Source organism: Bacillus sp. FSL W8-1202 (assembly GCF_038006165.1).
Taxonomy (GTDB): domain Bacteria; phylum Bacillota; class Bacilli; order Bacillales; family Bacillaceae; genus Bacillus; species Bacillus subtilis.
Map to the genome: position 1 here is coordinate 2,224,116 of NZ_JBBOUR010000001.1, position 19,075 is coordinate 2,243,190.

The 19,075-nt window shown below is 43.9% G+C and carries 11 protein-coding genes and 2 pseudogenes; 5 read left to right on the forward strand and 8 right to left on the reverse strand.

All coding sequences use genetic code 11. The features are described from left to right. Window positions 1-21 precede the first annotated feature (21 nt). On the forward strand, window positions 22-549 hold the full coding sequence (locus tag NSQ09_RS11530; protein WP_015252419.1) for a MarR family transcriptional regulator: 528 nt from the start codon (window positions 22-24) through the stop codon (window positions 547-549). Between the two features lie 147 nt (window positions 550-696). Here NSQ09_RS11530 and glcP read toward each other — a convergent pair. From glcP to ntdA, 4 genes and pseudogenes are all read right to left on the reverse strand, one after another. Next, a pseudogene (gene glcP / locus NSQ09_RS11535) lies at window positions 697-1,901 on the reverse strand (glucose/mannose transporter GlcP). A 71-nt stretch (window positions 1,902-1,972) separates the two neighbouring features. Further along, window positions 1,973-3,025 (reverse strand): annotated as a pseudogene (ntdC, locus tag NSQ09_RS11540) (glucose-6-phosphate 3-dehydrogenase NdtC). 13 nt (window positions 3,026-3,038) lie between these two features. Continuing rightward, the gene (gene ntdB, locus NSQ09_RS11545; RefSeq protein WP_341031431.1) at window positions 3,039-3,887 is read right to left on the reverse strand and encodes a kanosamine-6-phosphate phosphatase; all 849 of its coding nucleotides are present in this window, start codon (window positions 3,885-3,887) and stop codon (window positions 3,039-3,041) included. Then, entirely contained in the window at window positions 3,859-5,184 is a 1,326-nt protein-coding gene (ntdA, locus tag NSQ09_RS11550) for a 3-dehydro-glucose-6-phosphate--glutamate transaminase (protein WP_019712355.1), read from the reverse strand. The genes ntdB and ntdA overlap by 29 nt, the downstream gene beginning before the upstream one ends. Before the next feature lie 100 nt (window positions 5,185-5,284). Here ntdA and ntdR point away from each other — a divergent pair, with 100 nt between their 5' ends. Next, window positions 5,285-6,274, forward strand: a complete 990-nt coding sequence (ntdR, locus tag NSQ09_RS11555; protein ID WP_086343669.1) for an NTD biosynthesis operon transcriptional regulator NtdR — start codon at window positions 5,285-5,287, stop codon at window positions 6,272-6,274. A 213-nt stretch (window positions 6,275-6,487) separates the two neighbouring features. Here ntdR and NSQ09_RS11560 read toward each other — a convergent pair whose 3' ends face one another. Together NSQ09_RS11560 and NSQ09_RS11565 are read right to left on the reverse strand one after the other, a co-directional pair. Next, window positions 6,488-7,642 (reverse strand): AbrB family transcriptional regulator, encoded by a 1,155-nt coding sequence (locus NSQ09_RS11560; protein ID WP_341031435.1) that lies wholly within the window; start codon window positions 7,640-7,642, stop codon window positions 6,488-6,490. A gap of 106 nt (window positions 7,643-7,748) precedes the next feature. Continuing rightward, complete coding sequence (locus NSQ09_RS11565) at window positions 7,749-8,954, reverse strand: MDR family MFS transporter (RefSeq protein ID WP_341031438.1); 1,206 nt, start codon at window positions 8,952-8,954, stop codon at window positions 7,749-7,751. A 113-nt stretch (window positions 8,955-9,067) separates the two neighbouring features. Here NSQ09_RS11565 and NSQ09_RS11570 point away from each other — a divergent pair, with 113 nt between their 5' ends. After that, window positions 9,068-10,795: an SgrR family transcriptional regulator gene (locus NSQ09_RS11570; protein ID WP_341031441.1), complete on the forward strand. Its 1,728-nt coding sequence runs from the start codon at window positions 9,068-9,070 to the stop codon at window positions 10,793-10,795. A gap of 29 nt (window positions 10,796-10,824) precedes the next feature. On the opposite strand, the gene NSQ09_RS11575 is transcribed toward NSQ09_RS11570, so the two are convergent. Next, on the reverse strand, window positions 10,825-11,151 hold the full coding sequence (locus NSQ09_RS11575; protein WP_033883634.1) for a four-helix bundle copper-binding protein: 327 nt from the start codon (window positions 11,149-11,151) through the stop codon (window positions 10,825-10,827). 117 nt (window positions 11,152-11,268) lie between these two features. Then, window positions 11,269-11,706, reverse strand: a complete 438-nt coding sequence (locus NSQ09_RS11580; protein WP_003245806.1) for a ferritin family protein — start codon at window positions 11,704-11,706, stop codon at window positions 11,269-11,271. A 183-nt stretch (window positions 11,707-11,889) separates the two neighbouring features. Between NSQ09_RS11580 and addB the strand changes: the two genes are divergently transcribed. Together addB and addA are read left to right on the forward strand one after the other, a co-directional pair. Beyond that, window positions 11,890-15,390 carry a helicase-exonuclease AddAB subunit AddB gene (addB, locus tag NSQ09_RS11585; RefSeq protein ID WP_144452962.1) on the forward strand — a complete coding sequence of 1,167 codons (3,501 nt, stop codon included), beginning with the start codon at window positions 11,890-11,892 and terminating at the stop codon, window positions 15,388-15,390. Then, window positions 15,377-19,075: a helicase-exonuclease AddAB subunit AddA gene (addA, locus tag NSQ09_RS11590; RefSeq protein WP_326233872.1), complete on the forward strand. Its 3,699-nt coding sequence runs from the start codon at window positions 15,377-15,379 to the stop codon at window positions 19,073-19,075. The genes addB and addA overlap by 14 nt, the downstream gene beginning before the upstream one ends.

The window sequence follows — 19,075 nt, forward strand, 5'->3', positions numbered from 1 at the left end:
TGAAAAAGGATGGAAAACCCGATGAACACAGATCATACGAAACGCAATCTTTTTGAATTGTATGCGGAGCTCATTCATCAGCAGGAGAAATGGGAGGGGCTTATTAAAGCCTTTTTATCTGACGAATTGAGGAAGCTGGATGTAGAGCACGGGAGTAAATCTCAATTGACGATGACAGAAATTCATGTTCTATCTTGTGTCGGGGACAATGAACCAATTAATGTCACGTCGATAGCAGAAAAAATGAATACGACAAAAGCGACTGTATCACGCATCAGCACAAAATTGCTCGGCGCAGGCTTCCTTCACAGAACACAGCTCAGCGATAATAAAAAGGAGGTCTACTTCCGATTGACGCCTGCTGGAAAAAAGCTGCACAGTTTGCACAAATATTATCATCAGAAGGCTGAACAGCGTTTTCTGTCATTTTTTGACCGCTATACCGAGGAAGAGATTCTTTTTGCGGAACGGCTGTTTCGGGATCTGGTGACAAAATGGTACCCGTCGTCAGAAGAAATTGAAGAGGGGCTTCCTAGCATTTTTAAATAAAAAAACACGCACTGCGGTGCGTGTTTTTCGCGTTTCTTCCTTCTTTTTCAAGGCTGTAACGTAAATCAGTTTTCCTCTTGAAGAGATGTTCAGGAATTTGCCCTGCTTATACGATATGTCTATTAGTATCTTTAATTTACACATTTTCTACTGTGTTTTTGATGCTTTGTTTTCAAGTGAAATAGGGTCTTCTGTTTTAGTTCTCCTAATCTTTACAGAAATACCTACTAGAATGACCGCCATAGTTGTAAATATTCCCATGGTTAATAAGATCGTATCCTGATTTAAACTCCATCCAATTAAGAAAGAGATGATCGCTCCTCCGAAACTTGCCGAGGCAATAAATAAACTTGTAACTTCGTCAACGTACTTCTGAATAATGATTGATGCTAGTGTTAAAGCAATGGGAAATATGCCCGCTATACTTAGGCCAATCAAAAATGTACCGCCAATTGAAGTATTGGGTTACTTATATAAGAGAAAGCAATCAACAAAACAATTAAACAACTACAGCTAAAAAGGAGGTATTTAGAAAAATCAAGCCTTCTGCTTACTAAACCAATCAATATTCTTCCTATGATGATCCCTACCCAGAAAAAGGAGACACTTATAAGACTAATTTGTTCATTGTCTTGGTTTATCATGATTGAAGGTAAAAAGTTGGCAAAATTTGTTTCGATTCCAGCATATAGGAAAGCAAAAAATACAAAAAAGCCTAATTGCTTTGATTTTTTTCTATCTCCTATAAAGTATTGAAATGCTCCTCCATCTGGAAAGGTCACTTGTTGGTTAGCATTCTTAGCGTACTCTCGGTTCTTAGACAAGAAAATTAACCACCCTACGAATAGGACGAATAAAAAGGTGAATATACAGTAATACGGTAAAAACCAGTTATTGATATCTATGAAGGAATTAATTAATAATGGGAAAGATAAAGCGCCTAATCCAAAGAGAACTTCCAGCTTACTCATTTTTTCTGCATTACTTTCGAAATTAGCAATAACAAATGAACCAACTGTCGTTTCTAATGTGCCTGCCCCATATCCTAAGAGAAAAGCCATTACAACAATATAATACCAATCCTTGGTTAGAAAAAAGATACTTAACGCTGCAAGCATTATTGTCAAAGCTAAAGTAAGTGTCCTAAAATGACTGTATTTCTTAATCATTAAAGGTGCGATTAATACTCCGCTTAGAAATCCGGTAAACTGAAAAAAGATTATGACCGAAATATCATCTGTTGTCTTGTTAAAAGCCTCTAATAGAAATGGTGTCAAACTCCCTGTTGATATATGGATAATACCTACTGTAAAAAAGAAAGCATATCCAAATAAATATGTCCCTCTTAACATTCATTACACCCCTATATGAAAAAGCAGGAAAATAAATTCCTGCTTTTTTAGTAACTTCTCTCTTTGAAATACTAGTTGACTGCTGAAACAGACATTGGTTGAGAGTTGCTGTCTTTCTCAAAGAAAATTTCTAACACTTCCTGAGATCTAAAACCATCACTAAAAGAAGGGATCTCAACCCAATCATTCTGAGTTGATGCAATCCAATTGATTAACTCGCTTCTAAAAGAATCAGCCCATCCATAAAACTCGTTTGGCGGATCGTTTAATAGGCTTTGCGGTACTGGGCAGTCTACCACGTTCAAGCCATCTATGAGCTTGTAAACGTGAGGATTACCTGTGTGGTATTTAAACTCTTTTTTGTGTCCAACTACCTCAATGCTAAAACCACAGTCTTCAGGTACAGAACATTTTGATGTGATGATATTTACAAATACCTTGTTCTTCAGCTGGCCATAAATTTCTGCATAGTTATCTACGAGTACCTGTTTATCCTCTTTTGTTTTTACATTTGTGTTCATTTTTGCCCTTACTGATTCTGTGATGAAATCACTCTCAAACAAATACCATACCATGTCAATAAGGTGAATACCCAGATCCCCCAATGATCCACTCGTCTTCTTACTGTTAGCGTCATCTCTCCAAGTAAACTTCTTACGCCTAAGTGCACTATTTTTCTTGAAGTGTACTTTTATGGACAGTATGTTACCTAATTCATTATTGATAATTAAGCTTTTTAAGATATTTACGTAAGATAAATATCTATAATTAAATCCCATACTGGCTCTTACGCTCAACCTTTCAGCGGTATCTTTCATTATGCTTGCTTCTTCAAGAGAAATAGCCATAGGCTTTTCACACAAAACATGCTTATGTTTTCAAAATGCTTGCAAAGCATGTTCTTTATGGCAAAAGTTTGGTGATGCTACAATTAAACCTTCTGAGGCATCAATTAGTTCATCTGCGTTTTCAAATGACTTCCCGCCGAAAGTTTTCACAAAGCTTTCCGCATTTTGTTGATTTATGTCATATACCCCTACTAACTCTGCATTTTTTATTGTAGATAAAGCAGTTGCATGCGCTCTTGCAATACCACCTGCACCTATGATGCCTATCTTCTTCATTTTTATTTCCTCCTCATGATCCAATTAATTTTTTTAAGGTATTAGTAATTCCTTTTGAGTACTCACTGTCAGTTATAAGGTGGTGCAAGTTTTTGGCTTCCTGTGTTGCATTTTTTAGCAGATATCCATTCCCTACTGTCTGTAACATACGAACATCATTTCCACTATCCCCAAATGCGATAGCTCTTTCGGTATTTAGGTTGTATTTCTCTAACATAAACGTTACAATTTCATTCTTTCCTGTCCCTGTGGGGATAAAATCTACATCATAGCTGTCTTCTGGATCGCCTGCTAAGGGATTACACCGATTTATATTTACTGAAACGCCGTATTCCTCGCAGATTTTTTCAATTGCTAATAGGTTTTTCTTGTCGTTTATTTCATCTTGTTCCTGATAGTAGAAGTTATGCTTATACCGTGACTTTCCTAATTGAGTTTGAGGATTCAAAAGAATGTTATGTTTTTCATGCAGCTGTTTCACAAGTTTTTCAACCTTTTCTTTACTAAACCCTTCATTAATGCGACTGTTCCACTTGTTATCTTGCTGACCGAAGTTATGCTCTGAAAAGTACGTAATTTCAGTTCCAAGATCACTAGCTATAAAATGCGGAAAATATCTAAATTTTCCTCGTCCCATTTTATCGATAATAGATTCTATACTGCTTCCAGTAACCCATCCGATTATTAGCTCCCCATCTTTACTTTTTTGTTCTAGATAGTCTTCGAGTTCATAGATGTCTTGTTGCTTTTGTTCGTCGATTGTATGCGGAAAATACGTTTCATCAAAATCACAAAAAACAATATACTGAGGATGTTCAACTGTGGATAACGTTTTATACTCCGATTTCTTGCTTAATAACATGAAACAGTCCCTCCATTACTCTGTCTTGTTCTTCTAAAGTAAATGACGGATATAAAGGCAAATGCAGTACCTGACTATGAGCCTTTTCCGTATGAACCAATTGGAGTCCTGCATACTTGTCCTGTACTAAAGGAGTTTTTTGCATATGAGACAGTATTGGATAATATACATCTGTTTGAACACCAAAATCTTCATTTAATTTAGTCATGATATCTGCCCTATCTTCTGTTCTTACCTTAATAGGAAACAGATGCCATACATGATCTTCACTTAATTCTGGTAATTCAATATAGCCTTTATTCTGCAACTCTGCTAATTGGGTAATGTATCTATCCGCCAAGAACAGTCTTTTGAAGTTGTTTAATGAAAGGTACTTCATTCTCTCTAAACCAATTGCTGCCTGTAAATTGTCCATTTTTGAATTAAATCCAAAATTGATGACTTTCTTGTTTTTCACATTTACTTCAAAACCATGATAACTAAATTGAATGCATTTTTTAGCGAGTTCTTCATTATCAGTTGCTATTGCCCCAGCCTTGCCACATACGCCAAAATTCTTATAGGGATTAAAACTTAATGTAGTGATGTCTGCATACTTTCCTAAGTCTGTCAGGCCAATTCCTTGGCAGGCATCTTCAATTACTTTCAATTTATGACGATTTGCGATTTGACGGATATGCTGCATGTCTGAATGTTTTCCGTATAAATGCACAGGTAGAATAAACTTTGTATAAGGAGTTATTGCTTCTTCAATTTTGTCAGGATCGATGCAGAATGTTTGTGGGTTAATATCTACATAGATAGGAACGCCTCCCAAAGCTAACACAGCATTTTCAGTAGCTGAAAAGCTATTAGCCGGCATGATAACTTCATCCCCTGGGTTTAACCCTAAAGCCAATAAACCTATCATAATAGCATCGGTTCCACTGCTGGTTGCAATTACATACCTTTTATGTAAATATGTAGATAAAACTTTTTCGAATTGCTCTAAATAGGGACCACTCGTAAATTTTCCAGTTGGCAAAACTTCAGTTAATGTATTTAAGATATCTTCCACTTCATCATTGGTTATTAATCTGTCTACAGGCAAAAAAGGGACTTTACTGATTTCACGATTTTTTTGATAGTTGAAAAGATCATGTTCAATATCTATCTTTTCTTTTAATACTTGTTTCCACCGCTCGTTTACAATACTGTCTTCAATAACAAGTTCTTTTCCTTGTACGTCACCTTTTAAGTGTTTTAGTAGTGACATGTTTTCTTTGCTTTTACCTGAAATCTTAACCTGTTTTTGCATGAACAGTACCTATGATTTTATAATCTAAAAATTTATTACAAATTTATCCTAATTTCTGAAATCGGTAACATGTCAACAACTTTTTTAAGGAAGGGAAAATATGCCTACAATTGATGAAATAGCAAAATTATGCAATGTGTCTAAAACCACAGTGTCAAGAGTATTGAATAATCATCCGTATGTGTCGAAAGAAAAAAGAGATATGATCTTAAAGGCAATTAACGAACTTGACTACACTCCCAATTATTTAGCTCGGAATTTTAGGAGAAATAAGACACAAACGATAGCTTTATCGGTTCCGAGTATTGACCATCCATTTTTTGCTCAATTAATAAAAGGGGTCTCACATGAAGCACTGTTTAAGAATTACAAGGTAATTGTATTTCAGACCTTTTATGACAAACAGACAGAGCTAGAATTGTTAGAGTTATTGAAGCATAAAGAAGTGGATGGTATTATTCTTGGAACTTTAGAAAATGAATGGGATCAGATATCCCCTTTCTTAAAGTATGGTCCTATCTTATTATGTAATGAATATCATCACTCAGCGGACATCACGATAATTGGGTATGATGAATTTGAAGCTACATACATGGGGGTAGTACATTTAATTGAAAGAGGGCATAAAAAAATTGGGTTTTGTTTTGATACTCCATATAGCGAAGCTCAATGTCAGAGGAAAGAGGGTTATTTGAAAGCTTTACAAGATTACAATTTACATCATAGAAGCGAATGGATATTCGGCGAAATGTTTAATATCGAGGATGGCTTTCGTGTTTTTCATAAGATAAAGGATCTAAAGGACAGACCCTCAGCAATATTTACAGGAAATGATCAAGTCGCCGCAGGGATTATTAAACAGGCAATGAAAAATGGCTTTAAAGTTCCAGAAGACTTAGCTGTAATTGGTTTTGACAACCAATTGATTTGCCAAGTCGTTACTCCGACCATAACAACAATTGATATTCCCGTAATAGAATTAGGCCAACAGGCTGTGTTGAAAATCATCGAGTCCATTTCGGGTAATGCCTCTTTAAACAGAAGAATTATTAAACTGCCAACAAAGCTTATTATAAGAGAATCAACGTAACGATAGATTTCCCTTTATCATTTTATATCTTTATATAAGAAAAAGAGGTTATTCATTTTAACCTCTTTTTCAATAGTAAGTCGTCAATTATTTCTTTCATTTCACCCTCTGGCAGCACTCACTTCAAATCTGATCCATTAACAACGAAATATCCGCTTATATTTCCCCATCTCGATGGTTTGCGAATTAAAAGTTCTTGAACCCTTTTTTCAACTAGGCATTACTGCCGCTGATCGAGCTCTTTTTGTCTTTTTTTTCACCATGAAGATGGTGAAGCAGGCGATAAAACGGCGGCAGCAGGGCAATAACCAGAATGACGCGAATGACCTGAACCGCAACGACAAAGGTGGAATCAGCATGTAAGGTAACAGACGTCGTCGCCATCTCTGCAACCCCGCCGGGCGCAAATGCCAGAACAGAAGTGATGAGCGAAATTCCTGTCAGCTCGGAAACGATCACGGCGCTCAAAAACATTGCTGCGATTAAACCGACGGACGAGACAAACCCGACGATGATAATACGGGTGACGCCGGCAAACATGCTTTTATACATCTTAGAGCCGATCGTTGCCCCGAGAAATACTTGTGATACATGGTTAGCTTGTGACGGCCACCATGCCGTCATGTCGTGCCCTGTCACCGCAGCTCCGCCAACATGTACAATTGCTACACCGAGCATGCTGCCGAGCAGCCATGGAGCTGGAAATTTTAAAAATTTCGCAGCTTTGCAAGCTCCCCAGGCAGCGAGAATAAGAATGACGGTCCACAAAACGGGAGCGAGCCTAAAATCTGTCGTTGCAGAAGAAATCGTCTCTGCTGCGGCACTTGCGGTACGATCTTGTTTTGTATAGATCAGAATGACTAAAAACGGAATGGAAAGCACCACGAGCAGCACACGCATCATTTGAACGAGGCTGACTATAGCGGTATTGGCGCCTACTTCCTGTGCGATGCTCGGCATGGCGGAAAGCCCGCCGGGAGCGGTGCCGACAAAGCTAGTCATCATATCCGTTTTGCTGAAACGCCAAAGCACATATCCTGACAGCATGGCCAGCAGGATAGACAATATCAGCATAACGCCGACTGAAAACCAATGGTCTTTGAGAACAGAGAGAACGGATAAATTCAGCTTTTGGCCCAATTCGATGCCGAGGATCATCTGCCCGAGGGCGAGCCATCGTCGGTTAATTCCTTTTTGGTCTGGTGCCATCATCAGCCATGCCGGCCGTATCATGGCGAGGCAGCAGGCGACAATCAGTGTTCCGATCATCCATCCAATTGATATTCCGGTTAATGAAAGAATAAACCCCCCGGCTGCACTGATTGCGATAAACCATAGATCTTTGAGGAGATTTTCGTCTTTCTTCAATGTAAAACCCTTCTTCCTTTTTCACGTAACACTCCAATTGTTCACGTAGTGAATGTATTTATTACTATAGTATATTTTTGTTGATAAAGAAATTATGAATTATTTTCTATAAGCGATTCACTTTTCTTATGACCTTGTGTTCGAGCTTTTCTATTGTGTAAGTCAGAGATAAACCCGCTGTCAGCAGACACACGGCAAGAGCGTAAAAAATCACTTCTCCGCCAAATGATGTCAGGATCAGCCCGCCTGCCAGCGGTCCGATTGAGCGGGATATATCCCAATGCAGACCATAGACAGCATAAAACCGGCCCAGCAAATGAGGCGGCGCCAATTTTGATATGAAGGTCTGGATGTGGGTTAGCCCGATGCTTTCGCCAACCGTCATCACCGCTGCCGTCACTAAAAGCATTGTCAGGGAGGTTGAGCATGCAAAACCGGCAGCCGCAAGGGTGTAGCAAATATAAGTAATGAAGAGGATCGTTTTCATTGAAAGCTTTTCGGTCCCTTTGACAAGAGGTACTTGGAGAACACAGCTGAATAAAGCTTTTGCTGCTGAATAGATGGTCAGCATGGACAGATAATCAGAAAACATGTTTTTGCTGAACAGTCTGTATGTTGTTTCTGTTTGTGCATATAACATGCTGATGGGGAGAGAGAGCAGCAAAAGAAGCAGGACAGGCCTGTATATCGTAAAGCTCGCGGACATTTTCGGGGTAACAGCTGGGTGTAGCGGCTTTGTCTCAGGCAGTTTCAGTGCAGCGATCAGAAAGTAGATAAACAATGCTGCAGCATCTAATGCGAATATCCACACGGGGTTATGATTGTACAGCAGCATCCCCGCTAGCGGTCCTGCCGTCAGACCCGTCGAATAGATCGCATTGATGACCGCAAACACTTCCGAACGTCTGCTTTCCGGCGTGCTTTCAGCGATTTGGGCGCGGGAAGCGGGAATGTACAACGACCTTCCGATGCCATTCATGACATAGAGAATAGCGAAAACATACGCATGCTCAGCAAATACAAACCCTGTCATTGCCGCTGATTGAAGAAGCAATGCGGTCAAAATCGCTGTGCGCCGCCCAAGCCGGTCCGTCACCCGTCCTGCAGCGAGCGTCAGGAAAATATCAGCAAATGGCTGAAGGCTGATGATCAGCATTGGCATCATGATACTGCCGTTTAATTGTTCATGCAGATACAGCACCATAAAAGGTCCCATCATTGCACCTGTCAGGCTTGTCAGCAATTCGCCGAAAAAGCGGAGCCGAACGGGAGCGGTATATCTCGATTTTATAGAGTGAAAACTGGTCAACATGTGATCGCCGCCTTTCGCTGTTTGATATAGTAGTAGTGTATAGAAGGGGCGGCGGCCCAAAAAGTGAAGAAAAGAAGAGATAAAAGTTCCCCTTTTGTCGGGAGGTGCGGGGATTGAAGCTGATAGAGCACTACGTGGCGCTTGTAAAAACAGGCTGCGCCGAGTATGGGCAAATGAACGAAATGACGCTTACTGAGATTGCCGACTGTTTATTTTGTACAGAAAGAAATGCAAAGCTCATTTTACATAAGCTGGAGAACAGCAATTGGATTATCCGGAAAAGCGGGGCGGGGCGCGGCCGCAAATCTAAAATCGCGTTTCTTCGGAGGCCTGAGGAACTGCTTCTTCAAACTGCAAAGGAATATACCATGTCAGGAAAGCTTAAAAAGGCAAAGGAGCTGCTTCAGCAGTATCAGTCCGCGTTTCCGGGGCTTCAAAACGAATATAACATGTGGCTTTCAGAGGTATTCGGATTTGTGACGGAGACAGGCGAGAATGGGGCGAAGGATGTCCTGCGGCTGTTCATCGCGCCTGAATCTGTCAGCAGTTTGGATCCATGCCAAATATTTTTGCGGTCTGAGGGCCATTTCGTCAAACAGATATTTGATACACTCTTCACGTTTGATTCGGATATGCAGGAGCCAAAGCCTCATTTGGTTCATGGATGGGAAGAGGTTGAAAAAAAACAATGGAGATTTTTTCTTCGAAAAGGTGTGTCATTTCATAATGGACAGCCGCTGACATCGCGGGACGTTGCGTTTACGTTTCAGCGCTTTTTGGAACTGGCTGACAACCCGTATAAATGGCTTCTGCACGGAGTGAAACAAGTCTTAGAAAAGGGCCCTTATTGTGTGGAACTCATACTCGATAAGCCGAATGCACTTTTGCCGTATGCTCTTTGTGATGAACGGCTGTCCATACTGCCGGCAGAACAGGGCGGCGGGAAAAATGGAACAGGGCCTTTTCAGGTGAATCAGCAACACAGCGGGATGCTTGTGCTTGAAGCCAATGAGCGCTACTTCAAGGGACGCCCCTATTTGGATCGCGTTGAGTTTGTTTTTTCTGAGCAAGCCGGAGAGATGAACGGTTTTACCATTCAAGAAAAACAAACAAGTCCTGAGCAGCAAACTGTTTTTGATGAGCGGCATGTTCAGTATTTGTCGCTTAATCTGAAAAAGAAGGGGCCTCTTCAGCACCGAAGCTTTAGAAAAGCGCTCCGGCTGCTGATTTCCTCTGAACGGCTCGTTCGTGAAGCGGGAGGGCACCGAAGAATCCCGGTTACGTCCTTTTTGCATCCGAGTTCTTTTGAGTGGGAGGGCGTTTTACCATCTGAATTGTTGAAGAAAAGCGGATACGAGGGCGAAACAATCGTGCTTTATACCTTTTCGGAAACAGATCATCGTGAGGACGCCGAATGGATTCAAAATATTTGCGCCCAGCACGGTATCAGGCTTACACTTCAATTCTGTGATGCTGCTGATCTGCGACGGCCGGAAACCGTGCAGATGGCGGATATCATTCATGACAGTGCGACGTTTTATCAAGACAGCGAGTTTGGTTTTCTGCATTTGCTGCTGTCGGAGAACAGTTTCTTGTACCAGCATCTATCTGAAAAGCTGACACAGATATGCTCAGGAATGACAGAGCAGATGTTTTCCATGCCTGACCGTTGTTCGAGAATCAACATCTTACGTGACATTGACCGGCAGATGATACAGGAGCTGAATGCGATTCCGCTGTATCAAAATGTGCTCCAGGTGACATCAAGTAAAAATGTAAAAGGCCTGGTGCTTGATGAAGAGGGATGGATTGATTTGTACTCCGTATGGCTGTCCAAATAAAAAGAGGGTTCTTTTTTGAACCCTCTTTTTTAAACTGCCAAGCTGCGGCATTGTTCAGCACAGGTGAAGCAGGCTTTCGCACATGCTTGGCAATGATCATGATCGTGCTTTCCGCATTCAGTGCCGCATGCTTCACAAATATCGGCGCAAAGTGCACAAATTTCTTTCATAAACGGGCTGTCCGTTTGCATGGCTTTGACCGCCAGCGCGCAAATATCCGCGCATTCCCTGTCAAGCCGGATGCATCCGCTGAGATGATGCTGCACGCTTTCTTCCAAGCATTTAGTGAAACAATGATTGCAAGCCTTCATACAATCGATGCAAGCCTCAATACAAGCTTCAGAATATTGCTCCATGGTTGATTCCTCCTGTTTGACAGTATATGGTTTTATGTTTCCCGGCTGCATCTGAAAAAAACAGGGGAGTGTGTTTTTAGCTAAGGGGATATGTACATATACCCTGAACGGGTATATCTAACGTTCCATCAGATAGTATAGGAACCAGACAGCGTGATTTTGTTCATCACGTGCTGCGCGCGTAAAGACGCCTTTTGCTTTTAAGTTTGACGTTTCCTCGGCCGCACGCAAGTAAAAGTCGACGGTTTCTTGTTCATCTTTAAAAGCGGCATCCAGTCCTCTTGTGAAATTGTCCGGGCATTCTTCCGTTTGTTTCGGCATGATGTGTTTGCCGGTAATTGAACCATACAGTGTGGAAAATTCACGGAGGTGGCGAATCTCGTCACGCCTGATTTCTTCAATCTGTTTTCTGACCTCATCGCTGTGGGCGAGTTCGGCGAGCTTGCGGTAGCATTGAATGGCACTGAATTCTCCGTTGATGGCCTTCTGCAAATTTCGAATCAAAACAGGATCTTCCCTGTATGGCACCGGATAGGGATAGTAGCTGTAATGCAAGGGGATTCAACTCCATTCTTAGGAATTGGGCTTCTGTAAAAGTATATGTTGGGCAGGGAGAGATGTGCGGAGATAATCAGCTTTTTATATGTGAAAAGGCCGTTTTTACCAATAGATCAGATTGGTCATTTTCGTCAACATTCGATAAAATATATAGAGATAAAAAGAGAGGGGTCTTCTAATTTGGGAGCAGAGTTTTTAGTAGGCAGGTCCGGGAGTGGAAAAACGAAGCTGATCATCAACAGCATTCAGGATGAATTGCGCCGGGCTCCATTCGGGAAGCCGATCATTTTTCTAGTCCCGGATCAAATGACGTTTTTAATGGAATACGAGCTTGCTAAAACGCCAGATATGGGCGGGATGATACGCGCTCAAGTGTTCAGTTTTTCACGATTGGCCTGGCGCGTCCTCCAGCATACGGGAGGAATGAGCAGGCCGTTTCTGACGAGCACCGGCGTACAAATGCTCCTGCGGAAGCTCATTGAGGAGCATAAACAGGAGTTCAAAGTCTATCAAAAAGCGAGTGACAAAAGCGGGTTTACCGCACAGGTTGAGCGGATGCTGACAGAGTTTAAGCGCTATTGTCTGGAACCGGAGGATATCCGCCGGATGGCGGAAAGCGGAACGGCTTCCGAGTATCGCGGAGAACGTGTTTTATCTGAAAAGCTCCATGACTTATCAATTCTGTATCAGCAAATGGAAAAAAGCCTCGCAGACCAATATCTTCACTCTGAGGATTATTTGACATTGCTGGCAGAGCATATCCCGCTTGCGGAAGATATAAAAGGCGCCCATATCTATGTGGATGGCTTTTATCAGTTTACACCGCAGGAATTCAGGGTGTTGGAGCAGCTTATGGTTCATGCGGAGCATATCACGTTTTCGCTCACAGCGGACAAGCCGTCATATGAGCGGGAGCCGCATGAACTGGAATTGTTCAGAATGACGGGGAAAACCTATTACCGCCTGCATCAGAAGGCGAAGGAACTGAATTTGGACATTACGTATAAAGAGCTGAGCCGGACTGAGCGGCATACAAAGACGCCGGAATTGGCGCATCTAGAGGCACAGTATGAAGCGCGTCCGGCCATTCCATACGCAGAAAAACAAGAAGCCCTTACTGTGATGCAGGCCGCAAACAGACGAGCTGAGCTGGAAGGCATTGCCCGGGAAATTCACGCCCTAGTCAGAGAGAAGGGATATCGCTATAAGGATGTAGCCATTCTTGCGCGCCAGCCGGAAGACTACAAGGATATGGTGAAGGAAGTTTTCGCAGATTACGAGATTCCTTATTTCATTGACGGAAAAGCATCTATGCTGAACCATCCGTTAATTGAATTTATCCGGTCAAGCCTTGATGTTCTGAAAGGGAATTGGCGTTATGAAGCGGTGTTTCGCTGCGTGAAAACCGAACTGCTATTCCCGCTCAATGAACCGAAGGCCAAAGTGAGAGAACAGGTCGATCAGCTCGAAAATTACTGTATCGCCTATGGTATTAAAGGCGACCGCTGGACAAAGGGCGATCGGTTCCAATACAGGCGTTTTGTGTCATTGGATGATGATTTTGCGCAGACTGATCAGGAAATCGAAATGGAAAACATGTTGAATGACACCCGCGATTGGATTGTTCCGCCGCTTTTTCAGCTTCAAAAACGCATGAAAAAAGCGAAGACGGTTCAAGAGAAGGCGGAGGCGCTCTATCGTTATTTAGAAGAGACGGATGTGCCGCTGAAGCTGGATCAGGAAAGGCAGCGTGCTGAGGATGACGGCAGAATTATTGAAGCGCAGCAGCATCAGCAGGCGTGGGACGCAGTCATTCAGCTGCTTGAGGAGTTTGTTGAAATGATGGGAGATGATGAGATTTCTCTTGATTTGTTTCAGCAAATGATAGAAGCCGGCGCGGAGTCGCTTACATTTTCTCTAATTCCGCCTGCGCTTGACCAGGTGTTTGTCGGCAATATGGATTTGTCCAGAATGTATGGCACCTCCTGCACCTTTGTGCTCGGGGCAAACGACGGCGTTCTGCCGGCACGCCCTGATGAAAACGGGGTCCTGTCGGATGACGACCGGGAATGGCTGAAAACGATTGGGGTTGAGCTATCCTCAGGCGGACGAGAGCGTTTGCTTGATGAGCACTTCCTCATCTACATGGCGTTTTCAAGTCCGTCTGACCGGCTTTACGTATCGTATCCGATTGCTGATGCAGAAGGAAAAACGCTTTTGCCGTCGATGATCGTTAAGCGGCTGGAAGAACTGTTTCCGCATCATAAGGAGCGCCTGTTAACAAATGAACCTGAACAGGTCAGCGATGAGGAACAGCTGATGTATGTCGTGAATAAAAGCGTGGCACAGTCCTTTACCGCGAGCCAGCTCAGGTTATGGACACGGGAATACGACATCAGCGACGTCTGGTGGAGCACGTACAATGTGCTGATGAGTGCGCCGGACAGGCTGCAGTCGAAAAAGCTGTTCTCAAGCCTGTTTTTCCGGAATGAAGTGAAGCAGCTTGAACGCAGCGTGTCGAGACAGCTCTATGGTGAACGCATTCAGGGCAGTGTATCGAGAATGGAAACCTTTAACGCGTGTCCGTTTTCCCATTTTGCGTCACACGGGCTGCATTTGAAGGAACGGCAATTCTTCAAGCTTGAAGCACCGGATATCGGCCAGCTGTTTCATTCCAGCTTAAAGCTGATTTCAGACAGGCTGCGTGAGCAAAAGCTGGATTGGCGCGATTTAACGAAAGAGCAATGCGAGCTGTTTTCCTATGATGCGGTAGAACGGCTGGCACCGAAACTGCAAAAGGAAATTCTGCTCAGCTCAAACCGGCATTATTATGTGAAGGAAAAACTGCAAAAAATTGTGACACGTGTGTCCGGCATTTTAAGCGAGCATGCGAAAGCGAGCGGATTCGTACCGATCGGGCTTGAACTGGGCTTTGGAGGAAAAGGGCCGCTTCCGCCGCTGACCTTTCAACTGAAAAACGGCTGTACGATGGAACTCGTCGGGCGAATTGACCGTGTTGATAAGGCTGAAAGCTCAAAAGGCCTGCTCCTCAGGATTGTCGATTATAAATCAAGCGACAAAGGCCTTGACTTAGCGGAAGTATATTACGGATTGGCACTGCAAATGCTGACGTACCTTGATTTATCGATTACACATTCAGCTGACTGGCTCGGGATGAGGGCGACGCCTGCCGGAGTGCTGTATTTCCATATTCATGACCCGATGATTCAATCTAATCTCCCGCTTGGGCTTGACGAGATTGAACAGGAGATCTTTAAGAAATTTAAAATGAAGGGTTTGCTCCTCGGTGATCAGGAAGTGGTTCGCCTCATGGATACAACCCTTCAAGAGGGACGGTCAAATATCATAAACGCCGGCTTGAAAAAAGACGGATCTCTTAGATCAGACTCGGCCGCAGTCGGTGAAAAGGAATTTGATCTTTTGACAAAGCATGTGCGCCGCACCTTCCAGGAAGCGGGCGAACAAATCACCGACGGACGCGTATCCATTGAGCCGTACAAAATGAAGAACAAGACGCCGTGCACATACTGTGCGTTCAAATCAGTATGCCAATTTGATGAATCACTGGAAGAAAACGAGTATCGCCCATTAAAGGCTGAAAAGGACAAGACAATACTTGAGTGGATAAAAAAGGAGGCGGATGGCAATGAACATTCCTAAACCGGCAGACAGCACATGGACAGATGACCAATGGAATGCCATTGTTTCAACCGGCCAGGATATTCTTGTGGCAGCGGCTGCGGGCTCTGGTAAAACCGCTGTGCTCGTTGAACGAATGATTCGGAAAATCACCGCGGAGGAAAACCCAATAGATGTAGACCGTCTTCTCGTTGTGACATTTACAAACGCCTCAGCGGCAGAGATGAAGCACCGAATCGCGGAAGCCTTGGAAAAAGAGCTTGTACAGCGCCCCGGCTCGCTGCATATTAGACGCCAGCTTTCTCTTTTGAACCGGGCCAGCATTTCGACGCTCCATTCCTTTTGCCTGCAAGTGCTGAAGAAATATTACTACTTGATCGATCTTGATCCGGGCTTTCGGATAGCTGATCAGACGGAAGGCGAGCTGCTCGGGGATGAAGTGCTTGACGAGCTGTTTGAAGACGAATACGCAAAGGGTGAAAAGGCGTTTTTTGAGCTTGTTGACCGCTATACGACAGACCGGCATGATCTGGATCTGCAATTTCTCGTTAAACAGGTGTACGAGTATTCCCGATCCCATCCCAACCCGGAGGCGTGGCTGGAAAGCTTTGTTCATTTGTATGATGTATCAGAAAAGAGCGCCATCGAGGAGCTGCCGTTTTATCAATATGTCAAAGAAGATATTGCAATGGTGCTTAACGGGGCGAAGGAAAAGCTCTTGCGCGCGCTTGAGCTGACGAAAGCGCCGGGCGGCCCGGCGCCGCGTGCTGACAATTTTCTTGATGATCTTGCTCAGATTGATGAACTGATTCAGCATCAGGACGATTTCAGTGAACTATATAAGCGGGTGCCCGCCGTCTCTTTTAAGCGTGCCAAAGCAGTAAAAGGGGATGAGTTCGATCCAGCGCACCTTGATGAGGCGACAGATTTGAGGAACGGCGCAAAAAAACTGCTTGAAAAGCTCAAAACCGACTACTTCACGCGAAGTCCTGAACAGCACTTGAAAAGCCTAGCCGAGATGAAGCCTGTCATTGAAACGCTCGTACAGCTTGTCATCAGCTATGGAAAACGATTCGAAGCTGCGAAACAGGAAAAATCAATCATCGATTTTTCGGATTTGGAGCATTACTGTTTAGCGATTTTGACAGCTGAGAATGACAAAGGTGAACGTGAGCCGAGCGAGGCTGCAAGGTTTTATCAGAAACAGTTTCATGAGGTGCTCGTTGACGAATATCAGGATACCAACCTCGTGCAGGAATCGATTCTGCAGCTCGTCACAAGCGGGCCGGAGGAGACTGGCAACCTGTTTATGGTAGGAGATGTCAAACAGTCGATTTATCGATTCAGGCTTGCGGAGCCGCTTCTTTTCCTCTCTAAATACAAACGGTTTACAGAGAGTGGAGAAGGCACGGGGCGGAAAATCGATTTAAATAAAAATTTCCGAAGCCGGGCTGATATTTTAGACAGCACAAACTTTTTATTTAAACAGCTGATGGGCGGCAAAATCGGTGAGGTCGATTATGACGAGCAGGCTGAGCTGAAGCTTGGTGCAGCGTATCCGGACAATGACGAGACGGAAACAGAGCTGCTGCTGATCGACAACGCAGAAGATACGGATGCAAGCGAGGAAGCAGAAGAGCTTGAAACGGTGCAGTTCGAGGCAAAAGCCATCGCTAAGGAAATTCGCAAGCTGATTTCATCGCCATTTAAGGTGTATGACGGAAAAAAGAAAACACATCGCAATATTCAGTACCGAGATATCGTGATTTTGCTCCGTTCGATGCCGTGGGCTCCGCAAATCATGGAGGAGCTGAGAGCACAGGGCATACCGGTTTACGCCAATTTAACGTCAGGCTATTTTGAAGCGGTCGAAGTCGCCGTCGCGCTTTCTGTGCTGAAGGTGATTGATAATCCGTATCAGGATATACCGCTTGCCTCTGTGCTGCGCTCACCGATTGTCGGAGCAGATGAAAACGAGCTGTCTTTGATCCGGCTTGAAAATAAAAAAGCGCCGTACTATGAGGCGATGAAAGACTACCTGGCTGCTGGTGACCGGAATGATGAGCTTTATCAAAAGCTAAATACGTTTTACGGACATCTGCAAAAATGGCGCGCGTTTTCGAAAAACCACTCAGTATCTGAGCTGATTTGGGAAGTGTACCGCGACACCAAATATATGGATTATGTCGGCGGCATGCCGGGCGGAAAACAGCGCCAGGCCAATTTGCGTGTTCTTTATGACAGGGCGCGTCAATATGAATCAACGGCATTTCGCGGCTTGTTCCGTTTCCTGCGGTTTATCGAACGCATGCAGGAGCGGGGCGATGATCTTGGTACGGCGAGAGCGCTCAGCGAGCAGGAGGATGTTGTCCGCTTAATGACGATCCACAGCAGCAAAGGGCTCGAATTTCCAGTCGTGTTTGCAGCAGGTCTCGGCCGGAATTTCAACATGATGGATTTAAATAAATCGTACCTGCTGGATAAGGAGCTCGGATTTGGCACGAAGTATATTCATCCGCAATTACGCATCAGCTATCCGACACTTCCGCTCATTGCGATGAAGAAAAAAATGCGCAGGGAGCTGCTGTCAGAGGAATTGCGTGTTCTCTATGTTGCATTAACGAGAGCGAAGGAAAAGCTGTTTCTGATTGGCTCGTGCAAGGATCATCAGAAACAGCTCGCAAAATGGCAGGCATCCGCGTCCCAAACTGATTGGCTTCTGCCGGAATTTGACCGCTATCAGGCGAAAACGTATCTAGATTTCATCGGGCCGGCTCTTGCCAGGCACAGAGACTTGGAGGATTTGGCTGGTGTGCCAGCACACGCTGACATCTCAGGCCACCCGGCTCGTTTTGCCGTTCAAATGATCCATTCCTATGATTTGCTTGATGATGATCTGGAAGAAAGAATGGAAGAAAAAAGCGAGCGCCTAGAAGCGATCCGCCGAGGTGAACCAGTTCCCGGTTCGTTTGCGTTTGATGAAAAAGCCCGCGAGCAGCTGAGTTGGACATACCCGCATCACGAGGTGACGCAAATTCGGACAAAGCAATCGGTTTCTGAGATCAAAAGAAAAAGAGAGTACGAGGATGAATACAGCGGCAGGGCCCCTGTAAAACCGGCTGATGGAAGCATTCTGTACAGACGTCCCGCTTTTATGATGAAAAAAGGCCTGACAGCGGCAGAGAAAGGGACTGCCATGCATACGGTGATGCAGCATATCCCGCTGTCACATGTGCCGTCGATAGAAGAAGCTGAGCAGACGGTTCACAGGCTGTATGAACAAGAACTTCTCACTGAAGAACAAAAAGACGCTATTGATATAGAAGAAATCGTGCAATTTTTCCATACAGAAATCGGCGGACAGCTGATCGGTGCTAAGTGGAAGGACCGGGAAATACCATTCAGCTTAGCGCTTCCGGCCAAGGAGATCTATCCTGATGCACAGGAGGCAGATGAGCCGCTTTTAGTGCAGGGTATCATTGACTGTCTATATGAAACTGAGGACGGATTATATCTATTGGATTATAAGTCGGACCGGATTGAGGGCAAATTCCAGCATGGATTTGAAGGAGCGGCCCCGATCTTGAAGAAACGATATGAAACGCAAATTCAGCTGTACACGAAGGCAGTGGAGCAAATTGCAAAAACAAAGGTAAAGGGATGTGCGCTTTATTTCTTTGACGGAGGGCACATTCTGACATTATAG